This is a genomic window from Achromobacter insolitus (assembly GCF_002209555.1).
GTDB lineage: Bacteria > Pseudomonadota > Gammaproteobacteria > Burkholderiales > Burkholderiaceae_B > Achromobacter > Achromobacter insolitus.
Window position 1 is genome coordinate 105,295 of sequence record NZ_NJIF01000004.1, and the last position, 19,095, is coordinate 124,389.

Sequence of the window (19,095 nt, forward strand, 5' to 3'; positions counted from 1 at the left end):
GCACACCCGTCCCCCATGCGGATGGATACCGGCGCACCCGTTTTCCCGCCTACGGATGGCAACCAAAGTCTCATGCAACGCATGAACTCCCCGAGTGAAGGCGCTCGTTTTCTACACCTTTCAGCCACATCCAGATGGCGAAACCAAGGCCATGGCGGCCGCTTACTCCAGGCGCCGGCACGTTGTTGACTACTAACGCAACACAACGATAATTTTCGCGACATTGGCAGTTCGATTCGCAGGTAGCTGGACGTGCAGGATTGAGTTCCTGGGTTTCCTTATTTGCAGGAGAACTGGCATGGTCACCAGAAGGCTGAACATTCCTGTCCTGGCCCCAAATCCCAACCGCAATTTCTTCGACGGCACCCGCCCCGGCCAAGCCGTGTTGCGGCCCGCCGATATGCTGGCCTTGCGGCTGGAACTGCGCAACCTGGCGGTAACGCCGGGCCAGCCGCCGCGACTGAAGAAAGCCGGCGACGGGGCCGCCACGCTGATCGTCCACTTCCCGCCGCAGTCGATCACCGAAGAGACGTTCTTCGAAAGGCCGCCCCCCGCCACCGCCAATCAGCCCCCGCCCCGCCCTACGCCGGACAAACCCGAGCCCGTCGGCGGCGTGGAAACCCCAACAGGCCCGCCCGTGCGCGCGCGCATTGCCGGAGAATCCCGGCTGGCCTTTGCCATTCCCGACGGCTTTGACGTGCCGTACACGCTGGAAGGCGTGCTGGCGGCGATGGAGACCCTGCCCCTGACGGTCGCCGCCAACGCGCGCCCGCCCGGCCCCAGCGCACCGCGCCTGGACCTGCGCGACCTGTTCGACAAACGCATCGACAAACTCTCCCCAGTGCAACGCGCGGCGCTGTCGAGCTTCGCACTGCGCAATGTGCGCATCGCCACGCAGCAGAACGCGCCCGGCACCCTGTTGCTGCGCCAGGCCGGTGGCGCCGCCGGGCTGCGCGCACTGCGCCTGGGCGGCATGACGCCCGCCCGCGAATTGCAGCGCACCAGCGCCCTGATCGAGATTCTCCGGCGCGGACCCAAGCCTGCGCTGCCCGCCGCGCAGCAGACCGCGATCGAACTGCCGTGGCGCCTGATCCTCAGTCCGCATGCGGATGAGCGCTGGCGCCACGCCAAGGCCCCTGCGACTTCCACCGCCACCCAACATACCGAGCTCTGGCACACCCAATTGCTGGCCGCGCCGCCACAGGACAGCGCGACGGCGCCACGGCCGGATGATGCCCGGCCCAACGTGCGCGCGGTGTGGGCGCTGGGAGGCGAAGGCACGACCAAGCCGATGCAATCGGCGTTTCCGGTGCCGACGCAAACCTATCTGCCCCAACCGAATACCTCGCCCTTCCGCATGCCGATGGACGACTTCGACCGCTACCAGATCGCGCACCTGTCGTCGAACTTTTCCGTCGCCAACTACACGCCGCAGCCGGTGGAGGCCAGACTGTTGATGCTCTCGGCGCTGGGCGCCTGGCTGGACTCGCGCGGCAACTGGGACGCGCCCGGCCTATCGCTGGAGGAATGGACGCATCGAGGCGCCATGGGCCGCGACCACTACGTCCGCGTCGTCTACAAAGGCCTGCTGTTTCCTTTCGGCCACCGCGCCGCGCTGGTGAAGGTCAGCGAACGCAAGTTCCACCGCGGCACGCCCGGCAATACTGCCTATCTGCGCCAGCGCCTGTTCATCATCGTGCGCCAGCGAGAACGCGTGTACGCGGACCCCGACCTGCAGGCACGCGACGACGCGGGCAATCTGATCTTCCTGCATCGCCAGATGCCGTTTTCCAGTGTGCGCATCCTCACCACCGTCACGCCCAGCCTGGATACGCCGACCTCCCCGGACAGCAATATCGAGGGCCTGGGACAATTGCTGTTCTGGCCGTGCATAGAGAAAATTCCCTTCCGCTTCGCCTGTTCGGCCACCGACATCGACGGTCGCAACGTCCAGTTCGACCTGCCCATGATCTTCATGGACGGCGGCCGCGCCTGTCCGCGCAAGCTCAGCGGCCAATGGCTGACGCCGGATTACGGCAATGCCGAAGCATTCGCGAAGCAGGCGCGGGATGCCTGGCGCAAACCCGAGGTAAGCGACCGCCGCACCGCGCAGTTCAAGCAACAGCGGGTCACGCTGGCGTCTCCGCTCAAGCCCGGCGACACCGCCGCGCAAGTCGAGACTATCGAGTTCGACGGCCTCGTCGATCCGGGCAATACCCAGCTACGCGCGTACAGCGACTCCCTGAACGGCCCCTTGTTCTATCCAGGCATCAAGCGCGCGGAAATCCGCATCGCCGCGCTGGCCGAACTGACGGGCAGCGACGGCAATAGTGTGCTCAGCTGGAACGACCACTACCTGCGCTTCGGATTCGATTCCGCCAACGTCGGCCAGGTCTTCGGCGACATAGACGCCAACCCGGTCTACCGCGGCGATGCCGTGCTGAACTTCTCGGCGCAGGGCGACCGCGCCGGCGGATTCGTCCAGCCGAATCTGCGTCCCTCGGCCCTGTCGCGCATGGCCGGGCCGGTCAGCGGCAAGGTGACGGACTTCGTGGCCGGCAAGATGAACGGGCCGGACATCTTTCCCAAGGCTCTGTCCTCGGACCTGCCCCTGCCGCTGCTGTTTGGCTGCATCCCGCTGGGCGACGTCATCGAAGCCGTGTCCAATGCGGCGGGCACGCCGGAGCAGGTGCCGCGCTTCATCTCGGAAGCCTGTTCCCAGCTCGAGAGCCTGGTCAACGAAATGGGCCGGCTGTATGGCTTGGTGGCGGACCTGGCGCAACAGCCAGGGCGCATCGCCGAGGCTGCCTTGCAGGTGCTGAAAGCCACGCTGGAAGATTTGCTCAGCCAGGCCCAGGCTTACGCGCAAGACCTGGTCCAGGACGCGCGCGCGCGCCTCAACGGGCTGATGGCCGCGCTGGACGCTGTGCGCACGCAAGTCGCGCTGCTGGCCGGGCTGTCCTTCGACGCCGCGCCCGCCCTGCCCGGACTGCCCGCTGTGCTCACCGCCGCGCGCAATGCGGCCCAGGCGCTGCGCACTGCGGCCGACACGCAGGTCAATGGCGTGGGCTTGCCCGATGGCCTGCGGCAATCGTTGCGCCAGGCGGCCAACACCGCCTTGACGCTGCTGGATGGCGTGGGCGTGGTGCCAGTGCTGCTGGTGCAAGGCAAGGCCTTGTACGACGCGCTGGATGCCGTGGTGGGCCACCCCGACCAATTGGACGAACTATTCGCCGACGCCGCGACACTCACGCCCCGCCTTCAGGCCATCAAGGACGCGGTGCAGCCGCTATCCGACACCATCGGGACGGCGCGTTTGCTCGAAGGCGCGCCGCGCCAGATCGCGCAGACCGCCCTGCAAGCGGTCAAGCTGGCGGTGGACGCCGTGCTGGCAAGCGCCGAGCTGCTCGACTTGCTGACCGGTGACGAGCTCACCGTCCGCTTCGATTGGAACCCGATGATCAAAAGCTGGTCGATCAAGCCCGGCGACCCGCCCCTGTTCCGCGTCAACGATGCACGCGGCTTCCGGGTCGCCGTGGAGGCCCGCATCCGCAAGAACGGGCAAAGCGCGCCGAAGATATCGGTCGTCTGCTCCCTGAAGGACTTCGACCTGGTCCTGATCGCGCCCGCCAGCTTTCTGGAACTGAACTTCGAAAAGATCGAGTTCCGCATCGACACGGCCGCGAAGATGGACGTGGACGTGCTGCTGACCGACATCAAGTTCGTCGGTCCCTTGTCCTTCGTGGAGACATTGCGCGATCTGATTCCGCTGGATGGGTTCTCGGACCCGCCCTACCTGGACATCTCGGCCAAAGGCGTGGACGCGGGCTTCGACCTGGCCCTGCCGGCCGTGGCCATCGGCGTTTTCAACCTGTCCAACCTGAGCCTCGGCGCGGGCTTTACCATACCTTTCATCGGCCAGCCCCTCGCAGTGCGCTTTAATTTCTGCACGCGCGAGCAGCCCTTCAACCTGTCGGTATGCATGTTCGGCGGCGGCGGGTTTTTCGGCATCACGCTGGATCCCAGCGGCATCCAGCTCATGGAGGCCGCCTTCGAGTTCGGGGCCAGCGTGTCGGTGAACCTGGGGGTGGCCTCCGGCGGCGTGCACGTCATGGCGGGCATCTATTTCCGCATGGAAAAGAATGCCTGCTCTCTGGCCGGCTACTTCCGCATGGGCGGCTGCGTCAGCGTGCTGGGCATCGTCAGCATTTCCATCGAAATCTACCTGGAACTGCGCTACGAGTTCGAAAGCGGCAAGTGCGCAGGACGCGCCACCATCACCGTCGAAATCGAAGTCTTCATGTTCTCGATGAGCGTGTCCCTGTCCTGCGAGCGCAAGTTCGCCGGGTCCAATGGCGATCCGGGCTTCCGCGACCTCATGGGACCGCGCCCCGACCTGCCGCTGGCGCAGGAACTGGCGCAGATCGATGACGACACCGCGTACGCCTGGCGCGAATACGCCGAAGCCTTTGCCTGAGGAGCGTCCATGGCCAAGCAAACGATAGTCTGGACCGTGATTCCCAACGGCCGCGTGCCTGCGGGCGCCGACGCCGGCCGGCTGCGCGTATCCATCGTGGCCTCGCCGCGCCTCACGCCGCAGGCCGTGAACGAACAGCAGCTGCACGCCTTCGCTGACTGGGTCAACTGGCCGCGCACGCTGGAACGGGTGCGCTTCGTGCTGAATACCGGTGTAGCGGAAATCGAGCTGGAGCCTCAGGCTCAGGCCGACGCCGCGCTATGGGAACGGCTGCTGCCCAAGACCACGCCCGTGTCGGGTTTCGTGTTCCGCGACATGAGCAAGGTCAATCTATTTTCATATTCGGTGGCCGGCGTGCTGGGGCTGACCCGCAAACACTACGGCAGGCTGGCCGTGCAAGCCACGGGGACGCCGCCCACCCTGCTGCCGTGGCGCGACGCGCATCCCGGCCTGAAGGACATGCTGGGCGACTGCGGCACGCGCACGACTTTCATTTCGCTAGGCGACCGGCGTGTCGAGATGCCGCTACCCGGCTTCGACCGATTCTTCGACGACGGCGGGGACGGCCCCGAGCGCGTGCTGCGCAGCCAGGTCTATGGTCCCCACAGCATCTACGAAGGCCGCGCAGCGGCGCCGGGGGTCAACGCCGAGGGCAATCCGCAGCCCGTCGTCAGCTTTCCGCTGCGCGCTTTGCCCACTCGCTGGAATGACGGCGGGCTAGCCAACGCCGACCAGAATCTGATGAGGCAATGGAACTCGCAGGCCGAGTACACCCTGTTTCAGGCCAACCGTTTCTACCGCCGCGACCCGCCCACCGCGCAGCAGCAGGGCATGCGCCGGCCAAGCGGCGAGAACGTGCCCGCCCCGCCCGCCATCCCGGAGATGGATTTCCACGCCATCGTCGCGTCCTATGGCGACTATCCCGCGCTGCTGCGCCAATTGGGGCTGGTCATCGACTGCCTCTTGCCCGCGGACTCGCCGCTGGACCAGCAACTGGCGGCGGCGCCTGCCGCGCAGGGCCGCTTCTTCCTGACCCTGCGCTGGGAAGACGGGCACGACGCCGGCGACGACGCTTGTCCCGCTACCGCGTGGGCCGGCGACCAGGAACGCTTCACCACGCGCCCACGCAACCCTTCCGATCACGAACGCGGCATGCTCAAGCTGCGCCGCGCCGACGACAGCTGGAACCTGCTGGAGCCGCGAACCCCCTTCGACGTCTACCAGGTCGATCCCGACGGCGCGGCCCTGAAAACCGTGGACTTCGTACTGACTGCCCAGAACCTGATCGCCAAGAGCCTGGCGCTGGGCGCCGACGGTGCGGTGACGTACACCACGGGCGACAAACAGGGCGTGGCAGCGCTGCGTTCCGGCGGCCTGGGCGTGGCGCGGCGCGGCCGCGCTTGGGAAGTCGCGCAGAACGCGGCAGCCGCTGCCCTGAAGAATGCCGCCCTGTCGGGCGCGCCCGGCAGCATCGTGCTCTACGCCGAAGACCTGTTGCGCGGCTATCGCGTGGACGCGCAGCCGCAGGTGCCCGGCGACCCGCAACGATGGCGTTCGCTATGCCAGCGCTCCGGCACCTACCGATGCACGGATGGGGGAGCTCCCTTGCAGCTGCCCGATGACGAGGGCTATGTCAAAGGCGCGTCCACCAGCGGCGGCGCGCAACCCGACGACCACTACCTGCACGAATCCCTGTTCCGCTGGACCGGCTGGAGCCTGGTGGCGCCGCGCCCGGGACGCACCTTGCGCGACCGCGTCGACCCGGCCAGCGGCGTGCAGGGTGAAGTGCCGGAGGATGTGCAGGACGTGGCCACGGAAAAAGGCAATGGCCTGGCGGTGAGCTTCGCCGCGGCCAAGGGCAGCCTGCCGCGCCTGCGCTTCGGCATGCCTTACCGCTTCCGCGCGCGCCTGGTGGACCTGGCCGGCAACAGTCTCGCGCATGATGATCCTTCGCTGGAACGGGACGGCAACGCCACGCAGCCGGTCGTCTACTGGCGTTTCGAACCGGTGGATCCGCCGGCGCTGGTGCAGCGGGCCCGCTTGAGCGAAGGCGAATCGCTGGAACGCATGGTGATCCGCAGCAACACCGGCCTGGACCCCGCGGCGTATCGCGACAGCCCGGACTTCAAGCATGCCCGTCAGCAGCCAGCCTCCAAGGACTTCGAGTATCCCGCGGTCAATGAACGCCACGTAGTGCCGCCCAAGGCGTCGCAGCTGCAATGCGAAACGCATGGCCTGTTCGACGCAATGATGGGCAGCCCCGCCGGCATCAAGCAGGCCTATGAGATAGCGGCCCGCGATGCGGCCACGCTGTACGACGAGGGACCGGGCTCAGAGATAGAACTGGTGACGCCGCAGGCGCTGAAAGAGGTGGCCACTACCGAGCGCGTGCCTCCACAATTGCCCAACCCCGAGCATCCCACGGGCGAACGACTGGCCGCCGGGCAGTATGTGATCCACCGGGAGGCCCAGGTACTCACGCCCTATCTGCCGGATCCCGCCGCAGGCGGTATCGCCCTGCGCGCCCAGCCCGGTCACGCCTTGCCCGGTGTCAGCGGCCCCAAGGTGCTGGGCCCCAGCGCCGTCATCGCGCAGACTCCCGCACAGGAACTGGTGCTGCTGGTGGCGCACGCGGCGAAATGGCCGGACAGCCTGGGCTTGCGCATTGTGCTGGAAGAACGCCGCGCCACCTTGACCGACCCACCCTGCTCGGAGAGTTACCCCGACGACGGCACGCCGGCCTGGGACGAGGCCAAGCGGATCCTGACCTTCTTTCTGCCCAAGGGCCGCATCGCCCGCCTGCGCTACTCCAGCTTCGTGAACCCCGGGCTGGCCAACACCTTCGGCATCCCCTCCTGGGCCAGCAATGAAGGCGAACGTGCCACGCTGCGTCTGGCGTCGGTGCTGGGCGGCTGCTGGATGGTCACCCCCTACCGGCCGCTGGTGCTGGTTCACGCGACGCAGCAGCCGATATGCGACCCCGTGCTGATGCTGGCCGAAGAACCCCAACGCCAGCCGGGCGACGCTCATGCGGACCTGTACGCCCGCGTGCGCCTGCACGGTCCCACTACCGGCAAGATTGAAATAGAGGCGGATTGGAACGAATGGGTGGACGACTTGCTCAAGCCCCGCCCCGAACGGCATGCCGGCCACGGCGTGCTCGCCGAGATTCCCCTGTCGGAAAACTACGCCAACCTTTTCAGCCTGAGCAACGCGGTAAAGGAACAGTTGAACGCGGACGGGAAGCTGCGCGCGCGGGGAGATCGCCACGAGTTCGGCGACACCCGTTTTCGCCTCATCCGCTACCGTCTTCGCGCTACCACCCGGTTCCGCGAATACCTGCCGCCATCGCTCTACGAACAGGTGGATAAGGTCACGCGGCTGGGGCCGGTCGCCGACGGGCCCCAGGTCGAAGCGGGTGCGGACGACGATCCTGGCGCGCCGGTGCTCAGACGCGACGGCACGGCGCAAAACACCGTCGTGCGCGCCAGCGCGCCGCCGGACGCCCCCGTTCTCACTTATGTCATGCCGACCTTCCGCTGGCAGGAAACGGCAGGCACCGGGAAACTGGACGTGACACGGCTGGGCAACGGTTTGCGGGTCTGGCTGGAACGGCCCTGGTTCTCCTCCGGCGACGGCGAACTGCTGGGCGTGGTGATCTATGGCGACGGCCAGAATTTCACCGACATCCCCGACCGTCTGACGCCGCTGGTCACGCAGTGGGGCATGGACCCGCTATGGGAGACGCCCCAGCCCAAACACAAGACACGCGTGTCGGACTTCTCCGCGCGCGTCGCGGACGAACAAGTCTATCTGCAGGAAATCCCGGCCCAACCGGTCCACGTGGTCGGACACCGCGTCCGCTGGAGCGAGGAACGCGCGCGCTGGTACTGCGATATCGAACTCGACCCGGGTCGCACCTACATGCCTTTCGTGCGCCTGGCGCTTGCGCGCTACCAGCCCAACGCCATCGCGTCGGCCAAGCTGTCGCGAGTCGTGCTGGCCGAGTTTTCCCAAGTGCTGCCGCGCCGCCGCGCGGTGTTCGAGCAAAAACGCGGCAGGCTGACATTCAGCCTGCGCGGCGTCGTCCCCGCGCATGGGCCGATGAAGTTCCCCCTGGATTCCGAATACCTGAATATTTCCTTCATTCCCGGCATCGGCCAGACCGCCGAGAGCGGCCGCAATCGCGTGGAACTGGTGCTGCAGACGCGAGACCCGGCATTGGACAGCGACCTGGCCTGGAGCGACGCCGCGGTGCTGGCATCGGGCCTGCTGGATCCTTCCGGACCGGCGCCCCAGCCCGCCGGCCCGGGCCCCATTCTCATAGACCGCATGCGCGAGCTGCCGATTCTTGAGACCGCCACGCCCACGACGCTTGCCGACCTGTCGCGCCTGGGCGGCGTGGTCGTCGGCCCGGTAGTGCGTTTTCCCCCGGTGCTAGAAGGTCCCATCCTGGGCGAGCTGCTGGATCCCGTCATCTGGACCGCCAGCGTCGCGCTTCCCGACAGCGGCGGCAAGCCGGCGCGCGTCGCGGTGCGCGAGTACGAGCGCTACTACACCGACAACACCGTGCCCGAACGGCGCGCCGGCGCCACGCAGCAGCGCCGCGTGGTGGAGGAGCGGCTGGTGTACACGGCGTTCTTTGCGCTCTAAAGGCCCCTTGCGCCGCGTGCGGAGGGGCGCCCTAGCCCAGCGCGCCGCTTGCTCGCAGGCGCGCGGCCTGTCCGGCATCGATGCCCGCCTCGGCGAGCACGTCCTCACTATGCTCGCCGAAGGCCGGCGCCGCCCGCGGCGCCGACGCCCCGCTGCGGCCATACTTGATCGCGTGTGCAAAACCCTGGTAGCTGCCCACCACCGGATGCGTGAAAGTCGAGATCATCCCTTCCGCCTGGACCTGCGGGAAATCGAACATGTCTTCCACGCCGCGCGCCGCGGCGCAGGGCACGTCCTCGCCGAACAGAGCTTCCCATTGCAGCGCGGTCCTGCCGCGCAACGCCTCGCGCAGCAAGGGCACGATTTCATCACGATGCTCGGCGCGCTTGCGCACGGAGTCATAACGCTCGCTGGCCGCCAGCGCATGCAACCCCGTCTTGGAGCACAATGCCTGCCAGAAGTGCGGCGTATTCGCGGAAATGTACAGGTAGCCCTCCCCGGTGGGATGGATGCCCGTGATACCGCCGGAGCGCATGTCGCGGCCAATATTCCGAGGCTCGCCCTCGGCCCATACCAGGCGTGCCGATTGCAGGGCCAGCGCGCTGCGCAGCAAGGACACGCCCACGTATTGGCCCCGCCCGCTGCGCTCGCGTTCATACAAAGCGGATGCCACACCCGCCGCCACCAAGGCGGATGCATAGTAGTCGACGACCGAACCGTATAGCACTTCCGGCGGCCCATCCGAACTGCCTTGCAGCGCGCACATCCCGGTCATGGTCTGGAGCACCTGGTCGTAGCCCGCCTTGTCTTTCAGCGGCCCGGTCTCTCCGTAGCCGCTGACCGCACAATAGATCAGCCGCGGATTGATCTCCACCAGCTGCTCGTAGGCAATTCCCAGGCGCGGCGGCACTCCGGGCCTGAAGTTATGCACCAACACATCGGCGCGCTCGACGAGTTCGCGCAATACGGCCCGGGCGTCGTCCTGCTTCAGGTCCAGCACAATCCCGCGCTTGCCCCGGTTCACGCCCAGGAAGGCGCGGCTTTCAGCCTCCAGCGTCGAAGGATATTTGCGCAGGTTATCGCCCGCGGGCGGCTCCACTTTGATCACGTCCGCCCCCTGGTCCGCCAGCAATGCACAGCCGTAGGGGCCCGCGATGTAGGCGCTCAGGTCCAGGACCCGCACGCCTTCCAGCGGGCCAGCGCCACCTTGCGTCGACGCGGCGGCTCTCATCGTGCCTCCCCGGCCGCGGCCATGCGCAGCACCGCCTCGGCGCGGCGCAGAAACGGGCCGTCGATCATCCGGCCGTCCACGACGAAAGCGGCAACGCCCCTGGCGTCGGCCTCGCCGGCGGCTTGCACCACGCGCTGTGCGTGAGCGATTTCTTCTTCGGTCGGCCGGAAGGCGGCATTGGCCAAGGCTACCTGGCTGGGATGGATGCAGCTTTTGCCCATGAACCCCAGCCGGCGCGCCAATTCGGCCTCGGCCTGAAATCCCGCTGTATCGGCGATATCGGCAAAGGCAGAGTCATATGCGAATACCCCCGCTTCCGCGGCCGCCAATCGCACTGCCAGCATCGCCTGGCGCACCGCGCCCGGCTCGCGCCGGTCGATGCCCGCAGGCTCGAACAGGTCTCCCAGCCCTAGCTGCAGCCCTGCCACGCAGGGATGCGCGGCCGCCAGCGCGGCCGCCCGGCGCAATGCCCTCGGCGATTCGATATTAAGCAGCAACCCCACGGGATGCTCCACGCCGTTGGCCAGCCGCGCCTGATCGAGCGCGCCCGCTGCCGCCTGCACATCCGCCACGCATTCCACCTTGGGCAGGTTCACCAGGCTCAAGCCCTTGCGCACCACGGCGCGCAGGTCCGCGTGGAAATGATTCGAGTCCAGTGCATTGACGCGCACGATCAAGGTCTTGCCAGCCGCGCCGGCCTCGGCGGAGGACAGCAAACCCGCCAGATGCCCGCGGGCTTCTTCCTTGCGCGCGGGCGCCACGGCGTCTTCCAGATCGAACGACAGGGCATCGGCCGGGCCGGCCAGCGCCTTGGCGAACAACTCGGGACGCGATCCCGGAACGAATAGTTTGCTTCTCATGCGTAGGCTCTCGAATAGCGGCGATTTCCGCTCATTGGATGGATATGTTGCGATCGGCCGCCACCTGTTTCCACTTGGTGGCATCCGCCTGCACGAGCGCCGCGAATTGCGACGCGGTCAGCTCGGCCGGAACCGCGCTTTCCTCGGCGAACATGGCTCGCATCTTTGGATCGTTGACGATGCCCCGTATCTCCGCGTTGAGGCGCTCGACCAATGGCGCGGGCGTGCCCGCGGGGGCAAGCACCCCCCACCAGAGTTCGACCGAGTACCCTGGCTGCCCTTCGCCGATGGTGGGAAGGTCGGGGTAGAACTGCGAGCGCTCCGGCGATGTCACTGCCAGTACACGCAGCTTGCCGCCCTTGAGCAGGGAGGCCGTCGAGGCAAAACTGCCAATCACGAAATCCACGCGGCCGCCGGCGAGATCGTTCAGCGCGTGCGACATGCCCTTGTAGGGAACGTGCGTGAAGGTCGTCTTCTCGCCACCGGCCAGGATCTCGCTGGCCATCTGGTTCACGGACCCCAGTCCCGCGCTGCCATAGGTCAGCTTGCCCGGCTCCTTGCGGCCAGCGGCCAGCAGGTCAGACATCGACCGGTACGCGGACTCCTGTCCGACCACCAGGGCCATCGGACTGCGCGCCAACATGGCGACCGGCGCGAAGCTGCGCACCACGTCGTACTTCAGGTTGGTCTGCACGGCCGCGTTGGTCGTGAGCGTGGATGACGACAGCATCAGCACCGAGCCGTCCTTGGGAGCCCGCGCCACATATTCCGCCCCGATGGCGCCCCCGGCGCCCGGGCGGTTCTCGACAATGACGGTGGACGCGATCCGGGCTCCCAGTTTTTCCGCCAGTACGCGCGCAAATACGTCGTTGCTGCCGCCGGGCGGAAACGGCACCACCATGGTTATGGTTGGCGGCAAGGCGGGCGGCGCCGCGGCCGCGCCGGCGGCCAAGCCGGCGGCCAGGCACGTGGCCGCGAAGCCCGCGAGAATTCTGTTCATGGCATGTCTCCCTGTCTGCGGTCCGGCGCGCATGCGGTGCATGCCTTGAAGACGCCAGCCGTTCTTGTCTTGTCGCAGGGATACTAGGCCTGCCGCCTGGTGATATAAAGCGAGGATTCTTAAATCACTACGTGAGGATTTCTGATGAAGATCGAATCTTTCCGTACCCTTAACGCCGTCCTGCGCGGCGGCAGCTTCGCGGCGGGCGCCGCCGACATGAACCTGTCTCCCAGCGCGGTCAGCCTGCAGATGAAGCAGATGGAGGCGTACTTCGGACAACCGTTGTTCGACCGTTCCGCACTGCAGGTCAAACCCAACGCCTTCGCCGCCGAAGTGGACGCGGTGCTTCAGGAAGCGCTATCGAGATTGGACGAATTGCGCCGGCGCAGCACGCCGGAGGTCGAGGGACGCGTCCGGCTGGGCACGATAGAACCCCTGCAAGTCACTTTGCTGCCGCCGCTGCTGCGCGTGCTGCGCGAACGCTATCCGCGGCTGGACGTTCGGCTGGTGCGCGGCCGCGCCACCGAATTGACCGAAAAGCTGAAGACGGGCGAAATCGACGCCGCGATCATTGCGCGGCCCGAAACCGGCGGTTCCAGCCGTTTGTCCTGGACGCCCCTGTTCCGCGAAAAACTCGTCCTCATCGCCCCGCCCCATTCCCGCGAGAAGACGGTCGCGGAACTGTTCCAGCAATACGAATGGATCCGCTTCGACAAGACTACCGTCGGCGGCCGCCTTGCCGCGCGCTATGTGGCGCGCCACGCCCCCTATGCGCGATGCCGCATCGACTTGCAGTCGCTGGCGGCCCTTACCGCCCTGGTCTCCGAGGGCCTGGGCGTCTGCGTCCTGCCCGAACCCGGTCCCAATCTCCTGGACGTGCATCCGGTCCGCGTGTTGCAACTGGGCAAGGATGCGCCATACCGCCAAATCGCATTCGTATGCCGTCAGTCGGACCAGGACAACCGGCTCGTGCAGGCCTTGCTGGATGGCGCGCAGCGCTGACCGACTGCGCGCCAGCGCAAAAAAAAGGGTGCCCGGAGGCACCCAAATCCACCCTACAACAGCAACTACAACTGCATAACTCTCCTGCGATGCTTACGCGGCCTTCTGCTCCTTGCCGTGTTCGAACTGCGCTTCTTCCGTGGAGCCCGTCAGCGCGGTGGTCGAGGACTGGCCGCCTTCGATCGTCTGCGTGACGGCGTCGAAGTAGCCGGTGCCGACTTCGCGCTGGTGCTTCACGGCGGTGAAGCCCATTTCAGCGGCGGCGAATTCCTTCTGCTGCAACTCCACGAAGGCGCTCATCTGGCGGCGAGCGTAACCGTGGGCCAGCTCGAACATGCCGTAGTTCAGCGCATGGAAGCCGGCCAGCGTGATGAACTGGAACTTGTAGCCCATGGCGCCGAGTTCGCGCTGGAACTTGGCGATCGTGCCGTCATCCAGGTTCTTCTTCCAGTTGAACGAAGGCGAGCAGTTGTACGCCAGCAGCTTGCCAGGGAACTGGCGATGGATGGCTTCGGCGAACTTGCGGGCGTATTCCAGATTGGGCGTGGACGTTTCGCACCAGATCAGGTCGGCGTAGGGCGCGTAGGCCAGGCCGCGCGAGATTGCCTGGTCGATGCCGGCCTTGGTGCGGAAGAAGCCTTCCACCGTGCGTTCGCCGGTGATGAAGGGACGGTCGTTCTCGTCGACGTCGCTCGTCACCAGATCGGCCGCGTCGGCGTCGGTGCGAGCCAGCAGCACGGTGGGCGTGCCCATCGTGTCGGCCGCCAGACGCGCCGACACCAGCTTGGCCACGGCCTCGCGGGTCGGGACCAGCACCTTGCCGCCCATATGGCCGCACTTCTTGACCGAAGCCAACTGGTCTTCGAAGTGCACGCCCGAAGCGCCCGCCTCGATCATGGCCTTCATCAGCTCGAATGCGTTGAGCACGCCGCCAAAGCCGGCCTCGGCGTCCGCCACGATGGGTGCGAAGAAGTCGATATAGCCTTCGTCACCCGGGTTCTTGCCTTCCATCCACTGGATCTGGTCGCAGCGGGTCAGAGAATTGTTGATGCGGCGGACCACTTGCGGCACCGAGTTGGCGGGGTACAGCGACTGGTCGGGATACATTTCGCCGGCCAGGTTGGCGTCGCCGGCGACTTGCCAGCCCGACAGGTAGATCGCCTTCAAGCCCGCCTTGACCTGCTGCATGGCCTGGTTGCCGGTCAGGGCGCCCAGCGAATTCACGAAAGGCTCGCTATGCAGCAGTTCCCACAAGCGGGTTGCGCCGCGGCGCGCCAGCGTGTGTTCCACGCCGATGGAGCCGCGCAGGCGGATGACATCTTCCGCGCTGTAGTCGCGCTTGATGCCTTGCCAGCGGGCGTTCTCGGCCCAGTCCTTCTGCAGATTGCGGATTTCGGTTTCGCGATTGCTCATGGTGATGCTCCTGGTCAGTGATGGGAAGACTTCAAAAGATTCGCGTCCTGCGTTGCGTGAATCGTTGGACAAAGTCTATGCCTCTGCTGCGGAGCAATGCGGGCTTATGTCTTATACAAGACGAAAAATATTATTCTTATAAATCATGTAGTTATAAAATCAATTTCGTATTGCGAAACGCAATTATCATCTGTGAAATGGGCTCCCGCTGCCGCGCAGCAACCGCTTTCACATGACGAAGGTTACATTTCACCATGCGGAAAATCAGGCAATTTGGGGACCGCCTACAATGCGCTCATTCTTCAAGTTTCCGATGACTCCGCTATGACGCTGTCTCACGGCCCGCTGGGCCAGAACGTGGCCTACGCCTCGCAGTACGATCCCTCGCTGCTCTTCCCCATCGCGCGCTCGCACAACCGCGCGGCCCTGAACCTGGAAGCGGGCAAGCTGCCCTTCACCGGCGTGGACCTATGGAACGCCTATGAATTGTCCTGGCTGGACGCCAAGGGCAAGCCGCGCGTGGCCATGGCGACCTTCTCGGTGCCCGCAGACAGCCCGAACATCATCGAGTCCAAATCCTTCAAGCTTTACCTGAACTCGTTCAACCAGACCCGCCTGGTCAATTCGGCCGCTTTGCGCGGCCGCCTGGAGCGGGACCTGAGCGCCGCCGCCGGCGCACCCGTGGGCCTGGATTTCTTCCTGCCGCAGCGATTCTCCGAGTTGCAGATGGGCGAGATGGACGGCATCTATATAGACAAGCTGGACATCGAGATCGACACCTACGAGCCCGCCCCGGAAGTGCTGCGCACACGGCCGGGCGACGTGGTCGAGGAAACCCTGGCTTCGCGCCTGTTGAAATCGAACTGCCCCGTCACGGGCCAGCCCGATTGGGCCAGCGTGCAGATCCGCTATCGCGGCGCGCCGATAGACCGTGAGTCGCTGCTGCGCTATGTCGTGTCGTTCCGCCAGCACGCGGAATTCCACGAGCATTGCGTGGAACGCATCTTCAGCGACATCATGCAGGCCTGCCGGCCAGAGCAGTTGACGGTCTATGCGCGCTATACGCGGCGCGGCGGATTGGACATCAATCCCTGGCGCAGCAACTTCGAAGCCGGGCCGCCGGCGGACGTGCGTACCGTCCGCCAGTAGCGCATCCGGCTACTTCACAAAGGGCGCGGGCCGGGGGGTGTCGTCCGCCGACGGCGGCAGCACCGGATACTGAATCGCGGGTTGGTCGCCCGTCAGGGTCTTCAGGAACGCCACGATCTGCGCATTCTCGTCCGCCGAGAAGGTCCGGCCCAGCTGCAGCCGGCCCATCACATCCACGGCCTGCGTCAGGGTGGCCGCCTCGCCGTCATGGAAGTACGGATAGGTCAGCGCAACGTTGCGCAGCGTAGGCACCTTGAAGTTGAAGCGGTCGGCATCCTTGCCCGTCACCGCCGCCCGCCCCTCGGCCTTGTTCTCGGTGACGTACGGCGTGACCAGACCCATTTTCTGGAACGAATTGCCGCCTACCGCCACCCCGTTGTGGCAGGCCACGCAGCCGCTGTTCTTGAATAGTTCGTAGCCCGCCAGCTCTCGCACGGTAAGCGCTTTCTGGTCGCCGCGCAGCCATTGGTCGAAGCGCGAATTCGGCGTCACGAGCGATTCCTCGAACGCGGCCAAGGCGCCGGTGACCTCATCGATGCCGATCTCGTCCTTGCCAAAGACCTGCTTGAATTCCGCCCGGTAGCCGGGGATGGAGTTCAACACCTGCACGGCCAGTTCATGGGTGGAGGCCATTTCCATGGGGTTGGCGATGGGCCCGCCAGCCTGCTCACGCAGGTCCTTGGCGCGGCCGTCCCAGAACTGGGCGATGTTCAGGCTGGAATTGAGCACCGTCGGCGAGTTGATCGAGCCCTGCTGCCACTTGTGGCCGATGGAGGCTTTGAGATTGTCCGAGCCGCCCATGCCCAGGTTATGGCAGGAATTACAGGAAATTGCGCCTGAGCGCGACAGGCGTGGGTCGAAGAACAGCTTCTTGCCCAGCTCCACCCTGGCCGGTTCCTTGATCACCGCAGGCTCGATCGGCTGTATCGGTTCCTGCGAGGCCGCCATGGTCGAATGCGTCCAACTGCCCAAGGCGATCCCTGCCGCCAGCAACGCGCTTGCCCTTCTCATTGGCTTCTCCTGAGTAATAACCACTTCGATTACATGGTTATTACATCAGAGCGCCGCCCCTTTCACCTTGCGCGGGGTCAAACCCGCCGGGACCTAAGCCCCGGCCGGTTCAGGAACGCGCGGCCGCCGAGGCCGTAGCCGCGGGTTCCGCGCGCCGCGCCTGCACCGCGATCCACTGCGCCAGGAAGGCCGCGGCGGCGAAGGCCACGCCTGCGCCCACCCAGGGCCCCTGCCGCAAGCCGGCATCGAGCAGCAGGCCGAACGCGAGCGGGCCCAAGGCCGAGCCCACATCCATGCCGGAGTACACCAGCCCGTAGACGGAGCCGGTCGATCCCTTGGGCGTGACGCGGCGGATCAGCATGTCGCGCGACGGCGCCGCCACCCCGGAGCAAAAGCCCGCCAGGGCAACGACTGGCGCCGCCAGGACCGAGGGCACCAGGCCCAGCGCCAGCACCACCAGGGTCAAGCCCGCCAGGATCAGCGCCACCATCACGGTGCGCTCGGTGCGCGGATTGGCCGACACCAGAAAGCCGCCTGCAGCCATGCCCACGGCCGAGGCCACCATGTAGCCGGACAGCGCCGAGCTGGCCGCGACCTTGGACAGATCGTAGAGCTGCCCCAGCAAGGGAATGGTGTAGTTCTGCACCGAAGACAGCGCGATGGAGGTGCAGGCAAAGAACAGGAACGCGCCCCACAGCGCCGGCTTGGACAAAAGCGTGGCCAGCGTGGTCAGCACGCTTTCCTGCGGCTTCGCCACGGGCTTGGCGGCGGGCTTGCCGGTATCGGCATCCGCATGGCCGTCCAGCGGCGACGGACCGCCGATCAGATCCCGACCCAGCACGGTCAGCAGCAAGACCAGCGCGACCAGGGCGGCCGCGCTATAGGCGGCCACCCGCCAATCCGCCAGCAGGGTGATGCTGGTCATGAACACGGGCGTCAGCGCCCAGCCCAGGTTGCCCGTGAGGCCGTGCGTGGAGAAAGCGTGCCCCAGGCGCGGCGCGGAAATACGGTGGTTGATGATGGAATAGTCGGCGGGATGGAAGACGGAGTTGCCAATACCGCCCACCACCGCGGCCGCGATCAGCATGGCATAGCCATTGGCGGATCCGATCAGGACCCCGGACAACACAAAGCAGGCCAGCCCGAACCACAGCACCGGCCGCGCACCGATCCGATCCACCACGAAACCCGACGACGCCTGGCCGATGCCCGACACCACGTAGAAGGTGGACACGAGCAGCCCCAGCCGGGCGAAGTCCAGGCCGAACTCGTTGCCCAGGGAAACATAGAGCGAAGGCAGGACCAGTTGGAAAAAGTGCGAGGAAGCGTGGGCCACCCCAATCAGCAGGATGATCTTCCAGTCGCGCCGGCGGGCGGCGGCATCCAGGGCCAGGGTATTCGCAGCGGTGTTCATTGCAGGCGGCCGCGGTCAGCGGCAGGTAGCGCGACGCCTCGGGCGGCGCGGGTTGTCTCCGGCAACGTCCGGGTGTGCCGGGCGTTGGACTCTGAGGCGCCATGCCGGCCACGCCGGCTGGTCGCTCTTTGTAGGTAACGGCGGCCGCCTTGCGCGAGCCGGACCGCCGTTGTGCAAACCAATATATATGTACTACGAGGACAGACTGCAGGGACGGACTACAAGGATGACTACAGGGCCTTTTCGCGGATTGCGGGCCAGGCGCGTTGCAGGTAGTACAGCATCGACCATACCGTCAGCACCGCCGCCACGATGATCAGCACATCGCCCAGCAGGCGGGAGCTGACGCCGTAGATCGGCTGGTTGTACAGCAGGCAGGGAATCGCCACCATCTGCGCGGCCGTCTTGAACTTGCCCAATCTGTGCACCGCCACGCTGGCGCTGGCGCCGATCTTGGCCATCCATTCGCGCAGCGCGGAAATTGTGATTTCACGGCCGATGATGATCAGTGAAATGAAGGCGTCGACGCGGCTGAGGTCCAACAGGACGATCAGGGCGGCGCAGACCATCAGTTTGTCGGCAACCGGATCCAGGAAGGCGCCAAACGCCGATGTCTGGTTCCAGCGACGGGCCAGCCAGCCGTCGAACCAGTCGGTCAGCGCCGCAATGATGAAAGCCCACGCGGCGAAGGTGTCGCGAACAGGGACCGACATCCAGCTTTCGGGCAGATAGAACAGCCCGACCACCAGCGGAATCATGGCGATGCGCAGCCATGTCAGGATAATGGGTACGTTAATTGGCATAGTGTACGTATGCTAACAGTAAGACGCCCCCCCGAAGCGCCGGAGGCGCTTCCCCCCCAGGGGGGCGCCGCTGCGGACCGGC

General features: G+C 66.1%; 11 protein-coding genes. 4 read left to right on the forward strand and 7 right to left on the reverse strand.

Going from position 1 to position 19,095, the window contains the following annotated elements:
• Window positions 1-298 precede the first annotated feature (298 nt).
• Window positions 299-4,477, forward strand: a complete 4,179-nt coding sequence (locus CEY08_RS15620; protein WP_076814575.1) for a hypothetical protein — start codon at window positions 299-301, stop codon at window positions 4,475-4,477.
• A 9-nt stretch (window positions 4,478-4,486) separates the two neighbouring features.
• Entirely contained in the window at window positions 4,487-9,130 is a 4,644-nt protein-coding gene (locus CEY08_RS15625; RefSeq protein ID WP_076814577.1) for a hypothetical protein, read from the forward strand.
• 31 nt (window positions 9,131-9,161) lie between these two features.
• Here the strand turns inward: CEY08_RS15625 and CEY08_RS15630 are convergent, their stop codons facing one another.
• Genes CEY08_RS15630 through CEY08_RS15640 form a run of 3 tightly spaced genes read right to left on the reverse strand, consistent with a single transcriptional unit; the run spans window position 9,162 to window position 12,221 of the window.
• A complete protein-coding gene (locus CEY08_RS15630) occupies window positions 9,162-10,361 on the reverse strand; it encodes a CaiB/BaiF CoA transferase family protein (protein ID WP_076814579.1) in 1,200 nt (399 codons plus the stop codon).
• The gene (locus CEY08_RS15635; protein ID WP_063641212.1) at window positions 10,358-11,221 is read right to left on the reverse strand and encodes an HpcH/HpaI aldolase/citrate lyase family protein; all 864 of its coding nucleotides are present in this window, start codon (window positions 11,219-11,221) and stop codon (window positions 10,358-10,360) included. The genes CEY08_RS15630 and CEY08_RS15635 overlap by 4 nt, the downstream gene beginning before the upstream one ends.
• Before the next feature lie 31 nt (window positions 11,222-11,252).
• Window positions 11,253-12,221, reverse strand: a complete 969-nt coding sequence (locus CEY08_RS15640; RefSeq protein WP_063641211.1) for a tripartite tricarboxylate transporter substrate binding protein — start codon at window positions 12,219-12,221, stop codon at window positions 11,253-11,255.
• 144 nt (window positions 12,222-12,365) lie between these two features.
• On the opposite strand from CEY08_RS15640, the gene CEY08_RS15645 reads away from it, so the two are divergent.
• Window positions 12,366-13,223 (forward strand): LysR family transcriptional regulator, encoded by an 858-nt coding sequence (locus CEY08_RS15645; RefSeq protein ID WP_063641210.1) that lies wholly within the window; start codon window positions 12,366-12,368, stop codon window positions 13,221-13,223.
• 93 nt (window positions 13,224-13,316) lie between these two features.
• Here the strand turns inward: CEY08_RS15645 and aceA are convergent, their stop codons facing one another.
• Entirely contained in the window at window positions 13,317-14,636 is a 1,320-nt protein-coding gene (gene aceA, locus CEY08_RS15650; protein WP_042794353.1) for an isocitrate lyase, read from the reverse strand.
• Window positions 14,637-14,960: 324 nt separating this feature from the next.
• Between aceA and queF the strand changes: the two genes are divergently transcribed.
• Window positions 14,961-15,785 (forward strand): NADPH-dependent 7-cyano-7-deazaguanine reductase QueF, encoded by an 825-nt coding sequence (gene queF / locus CEY08_RS15655; RefSeq protein WP_063641209.1) that lies wholly within the window; start codon window positions 14,961-14,963, stop codon window positions 15,783-15,785.
• Window positions 15,786-15,794: 9 nt separating this feature from the next.
• Here the strand turns inward: queF and CEY08_RS15660 are convergent, their stop codons facing one another.
• The 3 genes from CEY08_RS15660 to pgsA all read right to left on the reverse strand — a co-directional run bounded on the left by CEY08_RS15660 (window position 15,795) and on the right by pgsA (window position 19,013).
• Window positions 15,795-16,796, reverse strand: coding sequence for a cytochrome-c peroxidase (locus CEY08_RS15660; protein ID WP_076814581.1), 1,002 nt, complete (start codon window positions 16,794-16,796; stop codon window positions 15,795-15,797).
• A 109-nt stretch (window positions 16,797-16,905) separates the two neighbouring features.
• Window positions 16,906-18,210: an MFS transporter gene (locus CEY08_RS15665; RefSeq protein WP_076814582.1), complete on the reverse strand. Its 1,305-nt coding sequence runs from the start codon at window positions 18,208-18,210 to the stop codon at window positions 16,906-16,908.
• Between the two features lie 230 nt (window positions 18,211-18,440).
• Window positions 18,441-19,013 (reverse strand): CDP-diacylglycerol--glycerol-3-phosphate 3-phosphatidyltransferase, encoded by a 573-nt coding sequence (pgsA, locus tag CEY08_RS15670; RefSeq protein WP_042794355.1) that lies wholly within the window; start codon window positions 19,011-19,013, stop codon window positions 18,441-18,443.
• Between the last annotated feature and the right edge of the window lie 82 nt (window positions 19,014-19,095).